The 19,689-nt window shown below is 62.0% G+C and carries 16 protein-coding genes; 12 read left to right on the top strand and 4 right to left on the bottom strand.

All coding sequences use genetic code 11. The features are described 5' to 3' along the window. Positions 1-270: 270 nt before the first annotated feature. From FBY03_RS18715 to FBY03_RS18725, 3 genes are read left to right on the top strand one after another with little or no spacing between them, the layout of a single operon-like run. Positions 271-930, top strand: coding sequence for a paraquat-inducible protein A (locus FBY03_RS18715; RefSeq protein ID WP_147173867.1), 660 nt, complete (start codon positions 271-273; stop codon positions 928-930). After that, positions 917-1,540 (top strand): paraquat-inducible protein A, encoded by a 624-nt coding sequence (locus FBY03_RS18720; protein ID WP_147173868.1) that lies wholly within the window; start codon positions 917-919, stop codon positions 1,538-1,540. Before FBY03_RS18715 ends, FBY03_RS18720 begins: the two co-directional genes overlap by 14 nt. Next, complete coding sequence (locus FBY03_RS18725) at positions 1,533-3,833, top strand: PqiB family protein (protein ID WP_147173869.1); 2,301 nt, start codon at positions 1,533-1,535, stop codon at positions 3,831-3,833. Before FBY03_RS18720 ends, FBY03_RS18725 begins: the two co-directional genes overlap by 8 nt. A gap of 59 nt (positions 3,834-3,892) precedes the next feature. Here FBY03_RS18725 and mksF read toward each other — a convergent pair whose 3' ends face one another. From mksF to mksB, 3 genes are read right to left on the bottom strand one after another with little or no spacing between them, the layout of a single operon-like run. After that, positions 3,893-6,730 carry an Mks condensin complex protein MksF gene (mksF, locus tag FBY03_RS18730; protein ID WP_147173870.1) on the bottom strand — a complete coding sequence of 946 codons (2,838 nt, stop codon included), beginning with the start codon at positions 6,728-6,730 and terminating at the stop codon, positions 3,893-3,895. Then, positions 6,727-7,437, bottom strand: a complete 711-nt coding sequence (mksE, locus tag FBY03_RS18735) for an Mks condensin complex protein MksE (RefSeq protein ID WP_147173871.1) — start codon at positions 7,435-7,437, stop codon at positions 6,727-6,729. Before mksE ends, mksF begins: the two co-directional genes overlap by 4 nt. Beyond that, on the bottom strand, positions 7,434-8,702 hold the full coding sequence (gene mksB, locus FBY03_RS18740; RefSeq protein WP_147173872.1) for an Mks condensin complex protein MksB: 1,269 nt from the start codon (positions 8,700-8,702) through the stop codon (positions 7,434-7,436). The genes mksE and mksB overlap by 4 nt, the downstream gene beginning before the upstream one ends. Before the next feature lie 391 nt (positions 8,703-9,093). On the opposite strand from mksB, the gene FBY03_RS18745 reads away from it, so the two are divergent. The 5 genes from FBY03_RS18745 (at position 9,094) to rimI (ending at position 14,625) form a co-directional block, all read left to right on the top strand. After that, positions 9,094-10,191, top strand: a complete 1,098-nt coding sequence (locus tag FBY03_RS18745) for a carboxynorspermidine decarboxylase (RefSeq protein WP_147173873.1) — start codon at positions 9,094-9,096, stop codon at positions 10,189-10,191. 29 nt (positions 10,192-10,220) lie between these two features. Then, on the top strand, positions 10,221-11,465 hold the full coding sequence (locus tag FBY03_RS18750; RefSeq protein ID WP_147173874.1) for a saccharopine dehydrogenase family protein: 1,245 nt from the start codon (positions 10,221-10,223) through the stop codon (positions 11,463-11,465). 360 nt (positions 11,466-11,825) lie between these two features. Further along, positions 11,826-13,373 (top strand): 2-isopropylmalate synthase, encoded by a 1,548-nt coding sequence (locus tag FBY03_RS18755; protein WP_147173875.1) that lies wholly within the window; start codon positions 11,826-11,828, stop codon positions 13,371-13,373. Beyond that, positions 13,370-14,176, top strand: coding sequence for an energy transducer TonB (locus FBY03_RS18760; RefSeq protein ID WP_147173876.1), 807 nt, complete (start codon positions 13,370-13,372; stop codon positions 14,174-14,176). Before FBY03_RS18755 ends, FBY03_RS18760 begins: the two co-directional genes overlap by 4 nt. Then, positions 14,173-14,625 carry a ribosomal protein S18-alanine N-acetyltransferase gene (rimI, locus tag FBY03_RS18765; protein ID WP_147173877.1) on the top strand — a complete coding sequence of 151 codons (453 nt, stop codon included), beginning with the start codon at positions 14,173-14,175 and terminating at the stop codon, positions 14,623-14,625. Before FBY03_RS18760 ends, rimI begins: the two co-directional genes overlap by 4 nt. 5 nt (positions 14,626-14,630) lie before the next feature. On the opposite strand, the gene FBY03_RS18770 is transcribed toward rimI, so the two are convergent. Then, a complete protein-coding gene (locus FBY03_RS18770) occupies positions 14,631-15,023 on the bottom strand; it encodes a serine kinase/phosphatase (protein WP_147173878.1) in 393 nt (130 codons plus the stop codon). Positions 15,024-15,231: 208 nt separating this feature from the next. Between FBY03_RS18770 and FBY03_RS18775 the strand changes: the two genes are divergently transcribed. The 4 genes from FBY03_RS18775 to FBY03_RS18790 all read left to right on the top strand — a co-directional run bounded on the left by FBY03_RS18775 (position 15,232) and on the right by FBY03_RS18790 (position 19,639). After that, positions 15,232-17,226 carry a bifunctional UDP-sugar hydrolase/5'-nucleotidase gene (locus FBY03_RS18775; RefSeq protein WP_147173879.1) on the top strand — a complete coding sequence of 665 codons (1,995 nt, stop codon included), beginning with the start codon at positions 15,232-15,234 and terminating at the stop codon, positions 17,224-17,226. Between the two features lie 150 nt (positions 17,227-17,376). Beyond that, positions 17,377-18,021 carry a carbonate dehydratase gene (gene can, locus FBY03_RS18780; protein WP_147173880.1) on the top strand — a complete coding sequence of 215 codons (645 nt, stop codon included), beginning with the start codon at positions 17,377-17,379 and terminating at the stop codon, positions 18,019-18,021. Between the two features lie 5 nt (positions 18,022-18,026). Continuing rightward, on the top strand, positions 18,027-18,935 hold the full coding sequence (locus FBY03_RS18785) for a DMT family transporter (protein WP_147173881.1): 909 nt from the start codon (positions 18,027-18,029) through the stop codon (positions 18,933-18,935). Between the two features lie 146 nt (positions 18,936-19,081). Beyond that, entirely contained in the window at positions 19,082-19,639 is a 558-nt protein-coding gene (locus FBY03_RS18790) for a nuclear transport factor 2 family protein (protein ID WP_218570802.1), read from the top strand. Positions 19,640-19,689 lie beyond the last annotated feature (50 nt).

Consider the following 19,689-nt stretch of genomic DNA (forward strand, 5'->3'; position numbering starts at 1 on the left):
AGTGAAACGATGCATCGCCGATGGTAGTGTGGGGTTTCCCCATGTGAGAGTAGGTCATCGTCAAGCGCCTAACACCAAACCCCCAATCGGCTTGCGCCGGTTGGGGGTTTGTCTTTGTGCGCGAAAATACTCGCAGAACCTCGGTAGGCAAGGGGCAGGGCGTCGCCGAGCGCCGCGGTTTGCAATGGGCATCGCTGGCCTGCTGCCCTGTACTCCACAGTTCGGTGTGCTGCTCGTCTAGAATAGGCAGATCTTTCAGAGAGACCGTTTATGTGCGATTCGGCCGATCCTCAGCCACCGTCGGAGCTGCCTGTAGAGGAGCTGATCGCCTGCCACGAATGTGATCTGCTGATGCGCAAACCAGACTGCACGGAAGGTGAGCGCGTGGAGTGCCCCCGTTGTGGCTATGAGTTGTATACCTATCGCCATCAGGTAGTGCGTCGTAGCCTGGCGTTGGTGATTGCCGCGTTGTTGCTCTATGTGCCGGCCAATTTCTTACCAATCATGCGGCTCAATCTATTGGGTCAGACCACCGAGGACACGCTGTGGAGCGGGGTGCTCGGCCTATATGACAGCGGTATGCAGGGCGTCGCCGTGGTGGTTTTTCTCTGCAGCATGGCCGTGCCCCTGCTCAAGCTGCTGTGTCAGCTCGCGGTGTTGTTGAGCATTCGCCTGGATTTCGGCCGTGGCTATGGCTTATTGCTCTACCGCATCTATCACCACCTGCGGGACTGGGGCATGCTCGAGGTCTACCTGATGGGTATTCTGGTCGCCATGGTTAAATTGGCCGATCTGGCGGACCTCAGTCTGGGCCTGGGCCTGCTGTGTTTTATTGCGCTACTGCTGACTCAGGTCTGGCTGGAGGTGACCATGTCACCGCATCAGATCTGGGAAGCCTTGTCGGGGGAGGATGAGCATGCGCGCGATTGATGCTGGGTTTATTCTCTGCCACGAATGTCACCAACTGAACCGTCAGGCGGCGAATTCGAGCAAGCAGTACTGTTCGCGTTGCGGCGGGCTTCTGCAGGCACGTCGACCGAACAGTCTGGCGCGTACCTGGGCGTTGCTGCTGACTGCGGCGATTTTGTATATCCCGGCCAACCTGCTGCCGATCATGACCGTCAACTCGCTGGGCAAGGGACAATCGGACACCATCATGTCCGGAGTGGTGGAGTTGATGAACCATGGCATGCTGCCGATTGCGGCTGTGGTATTCATCGCCAGTATCCTGGTGCCGACCTTCAAGCTGGTTGGCATTGCGTTGCTGCTCTATTCGGTACAGCGACATCAGCCCATGTCGGCGCAGCAGCGGATTTTGATGTATCGCTTTATCGAGTGGATCGGTCGCTGGTCAATGTTGGACATCTTCGTCATCGCCATTCTGGTGACGGTGGTCAATTTTGGCGCCCTGGCAAGCATCGAGCCGGGTATGGGCGCCGTCGCCTTCGCCAGTGTGGTGATTCTGACCATGCTGGCTGCTTTAACCTTTGACCCTCGTTTGATTTGGGATAACACGGAGTCGGAAGACGACCATGAGTGATCTGCCTCTGGCAAAAAAACGCCCGGCGTCCAACTGGTCGGCCATATGGGTCCTGCCCCTGATCGCCTTGTTGATAGGTGGTTGGCTGGGCTGGCGCGCCTATAGCCAGGCTGGGATCGAGATTCAGGTGATTTTCGAGAGTGGGGAAGGCATTCAGGCCGGTAAAACCGAGGTGATTTACAAGGGGATGTCGATCGGCAAGGTCAAGCGATTGGCTCTGGACCGCAGTGAGAGTCAACGTGGGGTGATCGCGACCCTGGAAATGAGTAACGATGTCGAATCGCATCTGCGTGCCGAAACCCGATTCTGGCTGGTCAAGCCGAGTGTGACCTTGGCCGGGATTACCGGACTGGAGGCATTGGTCTCGGGTAACTATATCGCCGTCAGCCCGGGTGAAGGTGAGCCGACCTACAAGTTCAAGGCGCTACCCGAGGCGCCGCCGTTGTCGGATGACCGGCCAGGCCTGCACCTGACGTTGAAGGCCGAGCGCTTGGGTTCACTGAACCGCGACAGCCCGGTGTTCTACAAGCAGATCCAAGTTGGCCGGGTGAAGAGCTACGCGCTGGGCGATGACCAGAGTACGGTCGAGGTCAAGGTGTATGTCGAGCCGGCCTATGCCAGTTTGGTGCGTAAACATACGCGTTTCTGGAATGTTAGCGGGATCACTATCGATGCCGACTTATCGGGCATCAAGCTACGCAGTGAGTCGCTGGCCAGCATCGTGGCGGGTGGTATTGCCTTTGCCACGCCGGAATACCGTAAGGACAGCCCAGCGACCGATCCAAGCAAACCGTTTCGTCTATATGAAGACTTCGAGGCGGCGCAGTCTGGAATCAAAGTGCTGGTCAATCTGACCGATTTTGCCGGGCTTAAGGCCGGACGCTCTGACGTGTTGTACAACGGTATCAAGGCTGGCAGCGTAAAGACCTTGACGGTCAACGAGGACCTGGCCAGTGCCACGGCCGAGCTGACACTGGACCCGCGCGTCGAAGACTATCTGGTCGAAGGGACCGAGTTCTGGACGGTGAAGCCCTCGATTTCCCTGTCCGGAATCTCGGGTTTGGAGGCGCTGGTCTCGGGCAACTACATCGCTGTGCGTCCGGGCAAGAAGGGTGGCAAGGTCAAACGTGTGTTCGAGGGCCGCGCGAAGGCGCCACCGATGGATTTGAGTGCACCTGGGCTGCACCTGGAGTTGTTCAGCGATAGTCTGGGTTCGTTGGAGGTGGGCAGCCCTGTGCTGTTTCACCAGCTCAAGGTCGGTTCGCTGCAGAGCGTTCAGCTGGCAAGCGATAATCAGAGAATGGTATTTGCGGCGTACATCGAGCCGGAGTATGCGCATTTGGTCAATAGCAGCACGCGCTTTTGGAATGCCAGCGGCATCACGCTTAAGGGCGGCTTGTCCGGTGTCGAGGTGAAGAGCGAGTCGCTGCAAACCTTGCTGGCGGGTGGCGTGGCCTTCGAAACGCCGGACTCAAAGGCGGCGAAGATGCCCAAGAAACTGCTGCAGTTTAACGTGCATGAGAGTCGCGAGACCGCCTTGCAAGGTGGCCAGGCTATCACTATTCGGCTGGATCGGGCTGATGGACTGAGCCCTGGCACCGCCATTCGCTACAAGGGTTTGGAGGTCGGCAAGGTCGAACGTATCGAGTTGACCGAGGACCTGCAGGCGCTGCTGCTGCATGCGCGCATCACCCAAGCCAGTCAGCAGATCGCTCGGTCCGGCACGCAGTTCTGGGTGGTCAAGCCCGAGTTGAGTCTGACCCGGGTGGATAATCTCGAGACCTTGGTCAGTGGTCAGTATCTGGAAGTGTTACCGGCGGACAAGCTGAGCGCTAAACAGACCGAGTTCATCGCTTTGGCGCAACCGCCGAACAAGGCCGCGCCTTCTCCCGGGTTGCGCCTGGTGCTCAGTGCGGCGCAACGCAGCTCGTTGAAAGCCGGGGTGCCGGTGACCTATCGCGAGGTTCCGGTCGGCAAGGTCACGGGCTATGAGCTCGGGCCAACGGCGGATCGGGTGCTGATCCATATCCTGATCGAACCGCGCTATATGGCTTTAGTGCACACCGGCAGCCGTTTTTGGAACACTTCTGGAGTCGGCGTCGATGCCGGTTTGTTCAAGGGTGTGCAGGTGCGCGCCGAGTCCTTGGAAACCATTATCGAAGGCGGGGTGGCGTTCGCGACGCCAGAACAGGAGGACATGGGCATGCAGGCCAAGCCTGGACAGACCTTTGCGCTGTTTGAGGATCCCCAGGAAGCCTGGTTGCGCTGGGCGCCGAAAATCGCCTTGCCGTAGTCAAGACGCACACAGACCAAGGGCCGCATATGCGGCCCTTGGTCTGTGTGGCGCGAGAGTCACGCCGGTTCGGTTGCCGTGAGTGTTGTGCCCAGTGCTTCGACTTGGGCGGGCTCGCGACGCTGGATGAACTTCCAGTCGGCTTCGTCGATGTAGATGCCGTCAGGGCCGCTGCCACCTTCCAGGTCGATCGCCACATGTGCGGAAACCTGCGGTTTGACTGAGGCCAGAATCGGCACGAAACCGAGTTGCAAACTGGTTTCGATCAGTGCCTGCTGGTTGCGCTCGTCGATGTCTGCCGCTTCGTCGAGGTAGTAGGGCAGGCGTACGCGTCCGGCCTGCTCACGATCCATCAGGTGCAGCAGCAGGTACATGTTGGTCAGCGCCTTGATGGTCATGGTCGTACCATTACTGGCCGCACCGTCGATGTCGGTGTGGATCACCGGGGCGCCGCCGACCTTGGTGATCTCGAAGGCCAGCTCGAACAGGTCCTTGAGCCCCAGCTGGTTATGGTTGGCCGCCACCAGCCGTGCCAGGTACTCCTTGGCCTCTTCGTTCTTCACGTCCTGATCGCCGCTCTGCTGCAAGTCGAACACCGAGAAGGTCTCACCTTCCTCGTACTGACCGGCGCTGTGGATGATCTGATCGATATGCTTGAGCGCCTCCTTGTTCGGTGCGAGAACGATGCGGAAGCTTTCCAGGTTGGACACCTGGCGCTTGTTGATCTCGCGGTTGAACAGCGCCAACTGGTGTTCCAGGTTGTCGTAGTCGCTGCGGATATTGCGCAGGGTGCGAGCGATGTCGGTGACCGCCGCGCGACGTGCCTTGGCCAGGGTGATGGCCTCGTCCTGGCGATGCGCATAGGCGTTGACCAGCAGGTGCAGGCGGCGCTCGACGTCGTCCTCGCTGTCGAACTTGGCCACGCCCTTGAGGCGTACCTGGGCATACAGCGCCTCGATCTGCCCGTCGATGCGCTGCAAGCTCTGCCAGGCATCCTGATAGTCATTGAGCAGCGGTAACAGGTTGTCCAGCGAGTCATCCACCGGGTCGGTGAAGGGGGTGCCGAACGGCAGATTGGCCGGCAAGAGTTGGCGGCGGCGCAGGGCGTCTTCCAATGTCCGTTGCTTGGCTTCCAGGTCGGCCAGTTGGCGGCCGACCAGTTGCAGCTTGGCAGAGAGTTGCTGGACCCGTTCGGTAAAGGCATCACTGGCGCGTGTCAGTTCGTCCTGGGTGGCCTCCAGTTGCGCCAGTCGCTCCAGTTTGTCGGCCTCCTCAGCGGAGAGCGTTTGGCTGCGGCGGAAGTCCTCCAGGGCCTTCTGCGCATCCAGCACGGCCTGGTACAGCTGTTCGGTCTGCGCCTTGCTCGCGGCCCGGTCGGCCGCCACTGTCTGCTGGGTCTTCAGTTGCTTGTATTCGCGCTCCAGGCGATCTTTCTGATCGCGCAGGGCGGCGCGATCGGCCAGGGCCTGCAGGGCGGGTGGTTCGATGTGCGCGAGGTCGATGGACAGGCCGGGGACTTCGAAACGCTCGCCCTTGAAACCATCCAGCACGACTTCCAGGGAGCGGACCCAGGCGTCGCCGTCGTCCAGGGCGATGCCCTTCTCGCCCAGCGGCAGGCTGAATAGTTGAGCATTGAACAGGCGCATCAGGCGGTCGACATCTTGTTGCGAGAATTCCTCGCGCAGCCTGGCGTAGCTGTTGTTGTCGGCATGTTCGAGTTGCTGCTTGATCGACTTCAGGCGTTTCTCCAGGTCGTGCAGGCGCTCGTCGAGATCCTCGCTGGAGAACTGCCGCGATTGCGCCAGGGCGCCAGCCAGCTCGTCATGGGCGTCCTTGGCGGCCAGCAGCTGGGCTTCCAACACCTGGGCATTCTCGACCAGGGCGAAGCGGTTCTTCAGCACCGCCAGTTCGCCCAGCCAGCGTTGAACCTCGCTGATCTCGCGCTCCAGGCGCATCAGCTCCTGGGTGCCGCCGCGTTGTTCCTGCTGCAGGCCATCCTGCTCGCCGCGGTAGTGCTCGGCCTGGATCACCAGCTCTTCACGGCGTGCGCCGGCATAGTCCTGCCAGGTGCCGAGCAAGGAGTCGAGCAGTGGCGAGAGGCGGTGCAGCTTGCCACGCAGATGCTCGCGCTGGGCCACACCGGCGGACAGCGCTTCGATCAGCGGCCCGGCGCCGACCAGGGCCTGATAATCCTGCTCCATGCGCCGCACGTCGCGGAAGGCTTCTTCGGTGGCGGCGATGTAGTCGACGCTGCCGGAGCGCAGGCTGTGTTCGAAGGCGTCGAGGAACAGCTGCTTGAGCTTGGCCGCGGTGATTTCGCGCATGTGCAGCAGGTTGATGAACAGCGCGCGGAAGGTCTTCAGGCTCTGTTCGCTGGTCGAGCGCAGCGGAATCAGGGTCAGGTCGAGTGGCACCGAGGTGTGCCCGCCCACCAGCAGGCGGCGCAGTTCTTCGGGTTTCAGTTCGTAGGCCTTGATGCCTTCGCGCTCGAGGTTGTTGAACAGCTCGCGCTGGCGCAGGCAGGTGCCGTTCTTCTGGTAGTGGGCCAGCTCCAGCTCGCCGGCGTAGGCGAAGAACTGGTGACCGAAGCCGCCACCCGGACCGCGCCCGGCCACGCCGATCACATGGGGACCGTGGGGCAGGGCGACTTCCACCAGGATGTAGCTGGTATCCGAGGCGAAGTAGAACTTGCGCGACTGCTCCAGGCTGTACTTGCCGAAACTCATGTCCGACATGCGCGCCAGAATCGGGAACTGCAGGGCGTTGATCGAGGCGCTCTTGCCCAGGTTGTTGGCGCCGTAGACCGACAGCGGGTGTTCCAGGGGGAACAGGCCGAGGCTGTAGCCGGCGGTATTCAGCAGGGCGAAGCGGCGGATGCCGTAGCGTTCCTGGCTCATGCTTCGATCTCCTGTTGCGTGCGTTCTTCGGCCATGGCGCGGGCCAGGGCGTCTTCTTCGGAAAGCTCGGGGGCGGAAAGCTCAGGCTCATCCAGCGCCAGGCTGATGATCTCCTCCTCGGGCTCGTCGTCGATCAGCTCTGGGGTGGGCAGCGGCAGGTCACTGTGCAGCGTGGCGGCCAGGTCGCGATCCTGCTGCACGGACAGGCAGACGTCGAGGAAGCGATGCATCGGCGCGAGAAAGCGGTAAATGCCGTTGTCTTCGCTGGCGAAGCCCAGTTGACCGAGGCGACGCATGACTTTCTCTTCCAGCTCGTCCTGGGTGGTCACTTCGGCCTGGACGAACAGGTCGCGGTATTTCTCCAGCAGCGCCGGCAGTTCGTCGCGACCGATACTGCCGCCATCGAGCACGGCCAGCGGATCACGGCCCTGGTCGGCGAGGTGTTCGACCAGGATGAAGGTGAACAGCGCCAGGCGTTGGGCGGTCTTGTTGACCTGTGCGCCCATCTGCTCGGGGACGAAGTAATAGAAGCCGCGCGGGTCGCAGACCAGCTCGAAGCCGAGCGCCTTGAACAGTGCGCGGTACTGATCCTGCTGGTTGGACAGCTGGGCATAGAGTTCGGGGTCGCGGCGGCTGACGTGATAGCCCTTGAACAGCTCGCGGAAAATCGGCGCCAGCTGGCTCAGTTCGGAGAGGTCGAGGTTCATACAGGGTTCTTCTCGGCTTTATCGGGGGCCGTGAGGCTTTTGATCAGGGCGAATGAGTTCAGGCTGAGCTGATGCTCGACGGTCAGGTAGTCGCGGCGCTGCAGGCGTTCACGCTGGAAGCGCGCGTCGCGCGACAGGCGCGAGAACCAGTAGAGCAGTTCATCGGTAGCGCCTTCCGGCTCCTGCTCCAGCAGCCAGAGCATCAGGTCCGGCAGCGGCAGGGCCTGTTGGCAGCGCTCGAGCATTTCGCGGGCGGTGCGCGGCGCACGCGGCGCTTGACCCTTGCGCGTGGCGCTGGCCTTGGGGAACTGCGCCGGCTTCGGCTGGAAGCGCGCCAGGGCATAGACGTAGGCCTCGACTTGCGAGGCGCTGCCGAGGAAGGTGCTCTGCGGCCGGCTGAACAAGGGCAGCGCCGCCTGTGGCACGGCGTCCAGGCCTTTGCGGCGGATGGCGGCCAGGGCCAGCGCCGCGCCGCGGGTCACTGCGTTGTGCCGGCGGGCTTCCTCGCGCAACGGCAGCAGCAGTTCGCGGGCGCGGCGCAGGGTCAGCTGGGCGGTGGTCTGCATTTCCAGGATGCGTGCATGGGTGCGCAGCAGCAGATCGTCATCGACCAGCTGACCGAGGCGCTGCTGTTCGCCGAGCAGGCGCAACAGCACGTGTTCGACGCGGTACACGCCCTGCTCGAAGGCGCCATCGGCGGCGACCAGTTGGATCATCGGCTCGACATATTCGTCCCAGGTGGCCAGCACCTCGGCGTAGCGCTGACGCAGGGGAATCTGCCGATCACTGGTCTTGGCCCGTTCGGCCACCGCGACCAGCGCCTGTTCGTCGTTGGCCAGTTTCTTCAACACGTCGCGCACGCGCATATCGAGCAGGCGCAGCTGACGCGCCAGGTCACTGGCGTCGCGCACCTCGAAGGCATCCTGGATGTAACCGGCCAGGCGTTCGAGGTGGCGCAGGTACGCCTCGATCTCCAGGCACAGGCCCAGGCGGTGCTCGCGCCGCAGGTAGGCGAGGAAGTCATGGATCTGCGCATTCAGCTCAAAGCGGTTGGGGCTCTTGGCCACCGGCACCAGAATATCCAGGCGGATCCACTGGTCGAGCAGGGCGGTAATGTCCACCGGCGTGCTGTCCGGCAGCTGCGCGGCGAGCTGATTGCGCAACTCGACCAGGCTCAGGGTGCCGTTATCGAAGCGCTCGCAGAGCGGCTCGAGCAAGGTCCAGTGTTCGGCAAGGGCGCGCAGTACGCGCTTGGGGTCGATCATTGAGAGGCCGATCGCTTAATCAAGAAAAACGCGGATTGTACTGCATGGGGCTGCAAAGGCTTGAGTGTCAGTCATCTGTTCTGGTTTCCCTGGCGATTGGCAGAAGGCGAGCGGCAGAACGTCCATATCAGCATCCGCCGCAGCCTGAGTGCGGCAGGTTCAAGCGCAGGTCATGCCCCTGTAACCCCGTTCACTCATCCTGTCATCGGCCAGGTTGCGGCGGCCGACTATCGGTGAGTTGCATCAATGCGTTGCCAACGGTCGCGGAATCGACGAAATATTCCCGTTGCCCTTTCGATATGCGTCAGTTGTCTGCACAATTCGCCTCCACTTTTTGGGGAGGGGTCAGTACAGCTGATTTCCTGCCGGCCGACCTTGCATAGGTACACAGATGATCAAGACGCCTTACTACCTCATCGACAAGCAAAAGCTGCTGGGTAATCTGGAAAAGATTGCCTATGTCCGCGAACAGTCCGGTGCCAAGGCGTTGCTGGCCCTCAAGTGTTTCGCCACCTGGTCGGTATTCGACCTGATGCAGCAGTACATGGACGGCACCACCTCGTCCTCGCTGTACGAGCTCAAGCTCGGCCGGCAGAAGTTTGCCGGCGAGACCCATGCCTACAGCGTGGCCTGGGCCGACGATGAAATCGACGAGATGCTGGCCAACTGCGACAAGATCATCTTCAACTCCATCGGCCAACTCGAGCGCTTCGCCGAGGCTTCCGCCGGCAAGGTGCGCGGTCTGCGCGTCAACCCGCAGGTGAGCAGCTCCGATTACCTGCTGGCCGACCCGGCGCGCCCGTTCAGTCGCCTGGGCGAGTGGGACCCGGAAAAGATCGCCACGGTGATGGATAAGATTTCCGGCTTCATGTTCCACAACAACTGCGAGAACGGCAGCTTCGAGCTGTTCGACCAGATGCTGACGACTATCGAAGAGCGCTTCGGCCATCTGCTGCATCAAGTACAGTGGGTCAGCCTGGGTGGCGGCATCCACTTCACCGGCGAAGGCTATCCGCTGGATCAGTTCTGCGCGCGGCTCAAAGCCTTCGCCGAACGCTTCGGCGTGCAGGTCTACCTGGAGCCGGGTGAGGCGGCTATCACCCTGAGTTCCTCGTTGGAAGTCACGGTGCTCGACACGCTGTTCAATGGCAAGAATCTGGCCGTGGTCGACAGCTCCATCGAGGCGCACATGCTCGATCTGCTGATCTACCGGCTCGACGCCAAGATGGCCCCCTGCGACGGCGAGCACAGCTATATGGTGTGCGGTAAGTCCTGTCTGGCCGGGGATATCTTTGGCGAGTACCAGTTCGATCGTCCGCTGACCATCGGCGATCGGTTGTCGTTCATCGACGCGGCAGGCTACACCATGGTCAAGAAAAACTGGTTCAACGGCCTGAAAATGCCGGCCATTGCAGTGCGACAACTCGACGGTAGCGTCGAGCTGGTTCGTGAATTTGGGTTTGACGATTACCTGTCCAGCCTTTCCTGAGGGCAGGTAGCGAAGGAGATACAGATAAATTGAAGAAGAATGTTCTGATCATTGGTGCAGGAGGTGTCGCCAAGGTGGTGGCCCACAAGTGCGCGCAGCACAACGACGAACTCGGTCGTATTGCCATCGCGTCGCGCAACATCTCCAAATGCCAGGCCATCATCGACAGCGTTCAGGCCAAAGGCAGCCTCAAGCAGCCGGCCGAGATCAAGGCCTATGCCCTGAATGCGCTGGACATAGAAGCAACCAAGGCACTGATCCGCGAAACCGAATCGCAGATTGTCATCAATGTGGGTTCGTCCTTCCTCAATATGTCGGTGCTGCGCGCCTGCATGGATACCGGCGCGGCCTACCTCGACACCGCCATTCATGAAGAGCCGGGCAAGGTCTGCGAAACGCCACCTTGGTACGGTAACTATGAGTGGAAAAACCTGGCCGAATGCCAGGAAAAAGGCGTGACCGCCATCCTCGGTGTCGGTTTCGATCCGGGTGTGGTCAATGCCTATGCCGCATTGGCGCAACAGCAGTACTTCGACAGCATCGAGTCGATCGACATCCTCGACGTCAACGCCGGCTCTCACGGCAAGTACTTCGCTACCAATTTCGATCCGGAAATCAATTTCCGTGAATTCACCGGCCAAGTCTGGAGCTGGCAGAACAGCCAGTGGACCAGCAACAGCATGTTTGAAGTCAAACGTACCGATGACCTGCCGGTAGTCGGTGAGCAGAGTCTGTACCTGACCGGGCATGACGAAGTGCATTCCCTGTCCAAACACCTGAACGTGCCCAATGTGCGTTTCTGGATGAGTTTCGGTGAGCACTACATCAACGTCTTCACCGTGCTGAACAGCCTCGGCCTGCTCTCCGAGCAACCGGTGAAAACCGCCGAAGGCCTCGAAGTGGTGCCGTTGAAAGTGGTCAAGGCCGTACTGCCGGACCCGGCCTCTCTGGCCCCGGGCTACAGCGGCAAGACCTGTATCGGTGATCTGGTCAAAGGCAGCAAGGACGGCAAGCCGGCCGAGGTGTTCATCTACAACGTCGCCGACCACAAGGACGCCTATGTCGAGACCGACAGCCAGGGCATTTCCTACACCGCCGGCGTGCCGCCAGTCGCGGCTGCGCTGCTGGTCGCGCGTGGCGACTGGGACGTGGCACGCATGGCCAACGTTGAGGAATTGCCGGCAGCGCCGTTCCTCAAGCTGCTCGATGTGATGGGCCTGCCGACCCGGATCAAGGACGCCAACGGCGACCGCCCCTGGGATCAGGCCCTCTGATCGGCTAAGCGTCGGCGATACGGCGTTAAAAACAGGCGGGAAATGCTCATTTACAGCAGTAAACTCCGCTTTCCCGCCTGTTTTTGCCTTGTCTCGCTCTAGCTTGCTCGATCAGCCCAACGCCCGCCATTTTGGCGGGCGTTTTGCTTTCTGCAGTAAGGTGGAGAACCGCTCAGCGTTCTCCACCGCACATTCGCCACAGTCTGCGCGGGCGGACATAAAAAGCGACATCCAGCCTACGGGCTGATTCGCCTGCTGCTTGCTCCTTCCCGCCCGCGGCATTTCACGCGACAATCGACGCTTATCGACATGCGCCCCAACGTCGGGTGCGTGCTACGGCGACTCCGTGAGGACATCAGCATGAGCAGCAACGACCGCGTCATTATTTTCGATACCACCCTGCGCGACGGCGAACAGAGCCCCGGCGCGTCCATGACCGGTGAAGAGAAGCTGCGCATCGCCAAGGCCCTAGAGCGCTTGCGCGTCGATGTGATCGAGGCCGGTTTCGCCATCGCCAGCCCAGGCGACTTCGCCGCGGTCAAGGCGATTGCCGACAGCATCAAGGACAGCACCGTGTGCAGCCTGTCGCGCGCCCTGGATGCCGACATCGACCGCGCCGCCGAGGCGCTGGCCGGCGCCAACTCCGGGCGTATCCACACCTTTATCGCCACCAGCCCGATCCACATGCAGTACAAGCTGCGCATGCAGCCCGATCAGGTGGTCGAGCAGGCGGTGCATGCGGTCAAGCGCGCGCGTAACCTGTGCAGCGACGTCGAGTTCTCCTGCGAGGACGCCGGTCGCTCGGAGCTCGATTTTCTCTGCCGCATCATCGAGGCGGCCATCGACGCCGGTGCGCGCACCATCAATATTCCCGACACCGTCGGCTACGCGATTCCGCACCAGTACGCCGAGACCATCCGCCAACTGCTCAATCGCGTGCCCAATGCCGACAAGGCGGTGTTTTCCGTGCACTGCCATAACGACCTGGGTCTGGCCGTCGCCAACTCGCTGGCCGCCGTAGTAGCGGGGGCGCGGCAGGTCGAGTGCACCATCAATGGCCTCGGCGAGCGTGCCGGCAACGCGGCGCTGGAAGAGATCGTTATGGCGATCAAGACCCGCGAAGACCTGCTCGGCGTGCATACGCGCATCGACACCCCGCATATCCTCAGCACTTCGCGCCTGGTCTCCGGCATCACCGGTTTTCCGGTGCAGCCGAACAAGGCCATCGTCGGTGCCAACGCCTTCGCCCACGAATCGGGCATCCATCAGGACGGCGTGCTCAAGCACCGCGAAACCTACGAGATCATGTCCGCCGAGTCGGTCGGCTGGAATGCCAACAAGATGGTGATGGGTAAGCATTCCGGGCGCGCCGCCTTCCGTTCGAAGCTGGATGAATTGGGCATCGTGCTGGCCGGCGAGAGTGAATTGAACGCCGCCTTCGCGCGCTTCAAGGACTTGGCCGACAAGAAACACGAGATTTTCGACGAAGACCTGCAGGCACTGGTTTCCGACACCCTGGCCGAAGAGACGCCCGAACACTTCAAGCTGGTGACCCTGGAGGTGGCCAGCAAGACCGGTGAAGTGCCCCAGGCCAAGGTGGTGGTCAGCGTCGACGGCCGCGAGCAGAGCGGTGATGCCCAAGGGTCCGGCCCGGTGGATGCGACCTTCAAGGCGATCGAGTCGATTGCCTGCTCAGCGGCCACCTTGCAGCTGTACTCGGTCAACGCCATCACTCAGGGCACCGACTCCCAGGGCGAGGTGACAGTGCGCTTGGAGAAGGGCGGGCGCATCGTCAACGGTAACGGCGCCGATACCGACATTCTGGTGGCCTCGGCCAAGGCCTATATCAATGCACTGAACCTGATGCAGGCCGGGCAGAAGGCCCATCCACAAGTGGCTGACGTTTGATTGCAGAACTGCGCCGGCGTGCCTATCTGAGCGCCATGCAGGTGGCCAGCTGGCTGCCGCGCGTGGACTTGCCGTTTGCCGCCCCCTCGCGCCCGGAGCTGCTTCAGCCGTTGCCGGAGGCGGTAGCCGAGGAAGCAGAAGCGGATGCTCCAGCTGCGCGGGTGAGTGCCGCACCGGCTCAGGCCGAACCGCTCAGCAAGCCGGCGAGTGAACGAGCGAAGATCGAGGTGCCACGACCCAGCGCCGCCACCCGCGACGCCAACGCCGTCGCAGACGAGGCGGAAGCGGCCGCGCCCGTGGTCAAAGCGGTCGTCACGCCACCGCCACGCTTCGCCCTGCAGTTACTGCGCGCGGGTGCTTGCGCGGTGCTGGTCGAGTTGCCCACGGGCGAACCCTTCCAGAGCCGCGACCCGTCCTACCTGCTGCTCAAGGATTTGCTGCGGGCCGCCGGCCTGCCGGACAGTCCGCAGTTGATCGGCGAACCGGTGCACTGGCCATTGCTGGTACGCGGCAGCATGGATCAGGGCCCGTCAGCCGCCCTGGAATTTATCCAGAGCTTCGTCGGCGCCCGTCTGGAGGAGCAGGAACCCTGCACCTGTCTGTGGCTGGTCGGTTTGCCGGCTATTCGTTTTGCCGGCGACGCCGATGCCTCGCTCTACAACCGCGAGTTGCAGATCGAGGGGTTGGGCGCGGCCTGGGCACTGCCAGGGCTGGAGTTATTGATGGACGAACCAGAGCGCAAGGCCGAGCTGTGGCAGGCCATGCGCCGGGTACGCCAACGTTGGATGAGTCAGCCGCAATGAGTGATGCTATTTCCTTCCGCCCGATGACCGAGGCGGATATCGAGACCGTGCTGAAAATCGAATATGCCGCGTTCAGCCATCCGTGGACGCGCGGTACCTTTCTCGACAGCATCAAGTCCTACGAGTGCTGGCTGATGTTCGAGGGCAGCCAACAGGTCGGCCACGGCGTGATCAACGTGATCATCGACGAAGCGCACCTGCTGAATATCACCGTCAAGCCGGAGAGCCAGGGCCGTGGCCTGGGCTTGCGCCTGCTGGAGTATTTGATGCAGCGCGCCATGCAGCTCAAGGCCGGCGAGTGCTTCCTCGAGGTGCGGGCCAGCAACCAGTCGGCCTACCGCCTGTATGAACGCTACGGCTTCAATGAAATCGGTCGTCGGCGGGATTACTACCCCGCGGTCGGTGGCCGCGAGGATGCGCTGGTCATGGCCTGCACCCTGCTCGACTGATGGCGTTAGGCCCCGCCGCCGGGCTTTTCGCGCGCGGTCTTGCGCGGCTTCGACTGAGCGGGCTCGGTCGGCTCCAGCTCTTCGTCGAGGTTGTCAGCGTCCTCGTCCAGGTCATAGTCCACCGACAGACCTCCGCCTGCTTCGAGCGGCGAGCGCGCGCCATCCTCGTGGATCAAATCTTCGAGGTCGACGTCATCCTTGTCGGGGCCATGGCCCGGAGGGGCATCGTCGCTCAAGCCGGCTTCGCGGCGCTGGCTGTGCTCGAATTCTTCGATCAGCTCCTCATCGGGCTCCGTGGCATCCGCAAAGCCCTCCAGTGCGTCTAGCGGGTCGAGATCGAGGTCTTCGTGCCTGTGTTTGCCGGCCGCTGGTTTGTTGTGCTGAATGGATGGAGACATCTGCGGTTCCCGGTGTGGCCCTTATGTAAAGTTGACGTCGGTCATCACGAAAGATTCCCACTGCTGCGCTCGACGCTGCGGCTGACTCGATTGGCGAGTGTCTGCGGCCTGATCCGACACTGCCGCCGCGCACGGCCTGCCACATACTGCTGGGCACCCACCGTTCAGCTGAGCGGTGCTGACCGTCCCATTCGCCTAAGGAACCCCGATGCGTTTGCTCCGTCCCTGGCTCGTTGCCAGCTGTCTGTTGCTGGCCGGCCTGGCGCCTGCCGCCGAGCGCAGTTTTACCATCCTCCATACCAACGACTGGCAATCGCGCCTGCTCGGTTTCGGCCCGAACAACGAATACAGCCCGGCCACCCTGAATGACGACGACACGCTCGGCGGCGTCGCTCGCCTGGCGACCCTGGTCAAGGCACGGCGCGCAGCCGCCGGGGCGCAACCGGTGCTGCTGCTCGATGGCGGCGACTTCAGCATGGGTACGCTGTTTCATACGGTCAGCCGCGAGATGGGCGGTGAATTGCGGTTGATGAGCGAGTTGGGCTACGACGGCGCGACCCTGGGCAACCATGAGTTCGACTTTCGTCCGGCCGGGTTGGCGGCGATGATCGGCGCCGCCTACCGGGTCAAGGGCGATACGCTGGTACCGCTGTTTTCCAGCAACCTGAGTTTCGATCCCGCGCGCAAAGAGGACGACAGCCTGCAGGCGCACTACGAGGCCGGGCGCATCCTGCCCTATAAGGTGATCGACAAGGGCGGCATCCGCTTCGGCCTATTCGGTCTGCTCGGCAATAATGCCGTGGCGGTCAGCCCGATGATCAAGCCGGCGATCTTCGCCGACCCGGTGGCAACCGCCAAGCGCATGGTCGCGAAGCTGCGGGAGGAGGGTGCCGAGGTGGTGATCCTGCTGTCGCACATGGGCGTGACCCAGCAAGCCGATGGCAGCTGGCGCGGCGAGGAGGTCGAGCTGGTCGAGCAGGTGCCGGGGATCGACATCGTGGTCGGCGGTCATTCGCATACCGCGCTGGCGCAGCCAATCCTGGTCAATGGACAGACCCCGGTGATGCAGGCCGGTTCGGAAATCCAGTATCTGGGCGAACTGCACATGCGCCTGGACGACGGCGGCAACACTCGGGTGGTCGACTATCGGTTGCATCCCCTGAACGACCAGACCGCGGGTGATGCGGCGATCACCGCCGAGGTGGAGGATTTCAAGCGGGTGGTCGACCAGCAGATGCTGGCACCCAAGGGCTATCGCTTCGATCAACCGTTGGCCAAGGTCGACCAGACCCTGACCCGTGAGTACGACGATCCGCTCCTGGCTAACCTGGTCACCGATGCCCTGCGCCACGCCACCGGCAGCGACCTGGCCTTCACCGGCAACGGCACCATCCGCGACAACCTGATCATGGGCCGGGACGGCGTGCAGAGTGTCTCGGATCTGTTTCGCATCGCACCGTTGGGCATCGGCGAATTCGACGATGCACCGGGCTATCCGTTGATCAAGGTGTACGTCACCGGCCAGGAATTGAAGAACATTCTGGAAGTGCTGCTGCTGGCCTATCAGCTGCGCGACAGCCAAAGCTACTACCCGCGCGTGTCCGGGGTGAGGTTCAGCTACAACCCCTACCGCGTGCCGTTTGATCAGGTCAGCCGGATCGAGATCGGCGACGCGAACACCGGCTATCAAGCCCTGGATATGCAGACTGATCGGCTCTACAGCATTGGCGCCACCAGTTACGTCGGCAGCTTCACCTGGCTGATCGCCGATCTGTCCAAGGGATTGCTGCAGGTGCGGCCCAAGGATGCCCAAGGTCACCCTTTGGCCGAGATCAAGGCGGCGGTGATCGATGTCGATCCCCAGAAGCCCGGCGTGCAGGAATACAAGGAATGGCAGGGGCTGCTCGACCATATCCGCAGTCTGCCGGACCTCGATGGCGATGGCTTGGCCGATATCCCGACCCAGGGCGCGGCGGCCGAACAGCGCATGCTGCGCGAGCCGAGCCTGCATCCCGTCGAGCTGTACCGCTATGCCGGGCCGTTGCAGTGGGGCGTGAGTTTGCTGGTGGTGCTTGGGCTGGTGCTGATCGTCTGGTGGCTCGGCGGTGTTTGGCGGCGTCGGCGCGCCCGCTCAAACGCGCTGTCAGCGTCTGCTGTTGCGGGTGCTGAGCCGTCGCCGATAGACCCGCTGCGCCAGGAGTAGTCAACGAAAAGCCGGCAGGTTGTGGCGGCGAGTTTCGCTGGGAAGGCGAGTGGCCGCTAGGTTGTCAGCTGTGACTGTTGTGCCATGCGGCTTGTCAAAGGCCAGGCGCGCTTCGTATGGTGCGCATCGGCATTCCTGGGAGCAGACGATATGAGTGATTTACAGCACCTTTTCGACAACAACGCGCGCTGGGCCGAGGCGATCACTCAGGAGGACCCGGAGTTCTTCGCCAAGTTGGCTCGCCAGCAGGTGCCGGAATACCTGTGGATCGGCTGCTCGGATGCACGGGTGCCGGCCAATGAGATCGTCGGCCTGCTGCCTGGCGACCTGTTCGTTCATCGCAACGTCGCTAACGTGGTACTGCACACCGACCTCAACTGCCTGTCGGTGATCCAGTACGCGGTCGATGTGCTCAAGGTCAAACACATCCTGGTGACCGGCCACTACGGCTGTGGCGGGGTGCGTGCCTCGATGCAGAACAACCAATACGGCTTGATCGATGGCTGGCTGCGCTCGATTCGCGACCTGTATTACGAGCACCGCGAGCACCTGGCGCAGCTGCCGACCGAGAGCGAGCAGGTCGATCGCCTGTGCGAGCTGAACGTGATCCAGCAGGTGGCCAACGTCAGCCATACCACCATCGTGCAGAACGCCTGGCACCGCGGTCAGGCGCTGTCGGTGCACGGCTGCATTTACGGCATCAAGGATGGCCGTTGGAAGAACCTCAACGTGACCGTCAGCGGTCTCGATCAACTGCCACCGCAATACCGTCTGCGTCCACTCGGGCAGAACTGAACCCGATGCATAGCCCGCGTACCTTCGCGATGCTCGGCCTGCTGCTGGCCGTGCTCTGCTGGTCGGGCAACGCCTTGATCGCGCGGGCGTTTCACGACGACATACCGCCGTTTGCCCTGGCCTTCTGGCGTTGGAGCCTGGCGTTGTTGCTGGTGCTGCCGTTCGCGATCGGGCCTTTATGGCGCCATCGCACGGCGTTGCGTCAAGCGGGCTGGCGCCTGCTGGTGCTCGCCGCGTGCGGCATCAGTGCCTACAATTCACTGCTCTATAGCGCCGCGCACTCCACGGCGGCGATCAATATCACCCTGGTCAACACTTGCCTGCCGCTGATGACCTTCATCGGCGCCGGTCTGCTACTGGGCGAATGGCCGCAGCGACGCGCCTGGGTGGGTATGGGGCTGGCGGCAGTTGGCTTGCTGGTGCTGATCGCCCAAGGCAGCTGGGCCAGCCTGGAGACGCTGTCATTTAATCGCGGCGACCTGATCATGCTTGTGGCCGTGGCCGACTGGGCGCTGTATTCATTGCTGTTGCGGCGCTGGGCCATGTACCTGCTGCCGATTCCCGCGTTGGGCTTGCTGGGTGTGCTGATGCTGCTCGGGGTGCCATTGCTCCTGCCGTTCTATCTGTATGAACTCAGCCAGGGTGCCCGTTTCGCCGTGACACCGAGCAACCTCGGCGCCATCGCCTACACGGCCGTGTTCGCCTCACTCGTCGCCTACCTGGCCTGGAACCACGGAGTGCGCGTACTCGGAGCGGCCAAGGCGGCGCTGTCCAACTACCTGATGCCGGTGTTCACCGCGTTGCTCGGCTGGTTGCTGCTGGGGGAGGGCCTGCAGTCGTTCCACTGGATGGGTGGCGCGCTGATCTTCGCCGGGTTGTTGCTGGCTACGCAAAGACCGACCCCGCGCGAATAAAGCCTTGGCTCTAATTCACCACCATCTAAAACAAGGGCTTAGCTTTCTCTGAGCCCTTGTTTTAGATGGTGGTGCGCTGGGACTTTAAGCCCGGCCCCCAGCATTAAGCATCACCTGAGCGGCTACACTCTGCTCTAGACCGCTCCATGAAACGGGGCTTTCAGCTGGCCTGGGTCCTGGTTAAAACAGCGCTTTCCGACAAAACAGGCCAATGCAGTCACACACCCAAGCCGATTGCAGGCCGAGCCATGAAATCACATGATGCTGTAGTTTTCTGGAACGAGCGCGCTGATGCCTTCTGCAAAGCTTGGTCGAGCGAAGTAGGGCGCCCGGACTTTCAAGCACTGTCGAAGCTATATGCCGCTGATGCCGATGTGGTGATCTACGACACCCTTCCTCCGATCCATGGGTTCCTTGGGTTCGAGCAAATGCGGCAATCGATTTATCCCGCCCTCACGCGTATCCACGTACAGCGGACTGGCCCCATAGCAGTCAAGCAGCTTGCCAAGGGCCGTGTCGTCGTCACCAGTTATCCATTTCATCTGAGCTACGGTTTCGCGGGCGGAACTGGCTATGAAATTGAAGCCAGAATCAGTGAGGTGTGGGAGAAGCGCGGCGGCGAGTACGTCATCGTTCACGAGCATCCATCCACGGTTTACGATCTCCCAGCCACGAGTCACCCAAGCCCCAGCAGTGCAACCTAGGTCATCGGGTGAGAAAACTTTTCCTGCTTTAAATACCCAGTATTAGAGAC

It is taken from the genome of Pseudomonas sp. SJZ079 (genome assembly GCF_007993865.1).
GTDB lineage: Bacteria > Pseudomonadota > Gammaproteobacteria > Pseudomonadales > Pseudomonadaceae > Aquipseudomonas.

Bases quoted from the DNA above. Each gene is read 5' to 3' on its own strand.
- FBY03_RS18755 (WP_147173875.1), top strand. From the start codon at position 11,826: ATGAGCAGCAACGACCGCGTCATTATTTTCGATACCACCCTGCGCGAC.
- FBY03_RS18790 (WP_218570802.1), top strand. From the start codon at position 19,082: ATGAAACGGGGCTTTCAGCTGGCCTGGGTCCTGGTTAAAACAGCGCTT.
- FBY03_RS18785 (WP_147173881.1), top strand. From the start codon at position 18,027: ATGCATAGCCCGCGTACCTTCGCGATGCTCGGCCTGCTGCTGGCCGTG.
- mksB (WP_147173872.1), bottom strand. From the start codon at position 8,702: ATGATCGACCCCAAGCGCGTACTGCGCGCCCTTGCCGAACACTGGACC.
- rimI (WP_147173877.1), top strand. From the start codon at position 14,173: ATGAGTGATGCTATTTCCTTCCGCCCGATGACCGAGGCGGATATCGAG.
- FBY03_RS18770 (WP_147173878.1), bottom strand. From the start codon at position 15,023: ATGTCTCCATCCATTCAGCACAACAAACCAGCGGCCGGCAAACACAGG.
- FBY03_RS18725 (WP_147173869.1), top strand. From the start codon at position 1,533: ATGAGTGATCTGCCTCTGGCAAAAAAACGCCCGGCGTCCAACTGGTCG.
- FBY03_RS18775 (WP_147173879.1), top strand. From the start codon at position 15,232: ATGCGTTTGCTCCGTCCCTGGCTCGTTGCCAGCTGTCTGTTGCTGGCC.
- mksE (WP_147173871.1), bottom strand. From the start codon at position 7,437: ATGAACCTCGACCTCTCCGAACTGAGCCAGCTGGCGCCGATTTTCCGC.
- FBY03_RS18715 (WP_147173867.1), top strand. From the start codon at position 271: ATGTGCGATTCGGCCGATCCTCAGCCACCGTCGGAGCTGCCTGTAGAG.
- FBY03_RS18745 (WP_147173873.1), top strand. From the start codon at position 9,094: ATGATCAAGACGCCTTACTACCTCATCGACAAGCAAAAGCTGCTGGGT.
- FBY03_RS18720 (WP_147173868.1), top strand. From the start codon at position 917: ATGCGCGCGATTGATGCTGGGTTTATTCTCTGCCACGAATGTCACCAA.
- mksF (WP_147173870.1), bottom strand. From the start codon at position 6,730: ATGAGCCAGGAACGCTACGGCATCCGCCGCTTCGCCCTGCTGAATACC.
- can (WP_147173880.1), top strand. From the start codon at position 17,377: ATGAGTGATTTACAGCACCTTTTCGACAACAACGCGCGCTGGGCCGAG.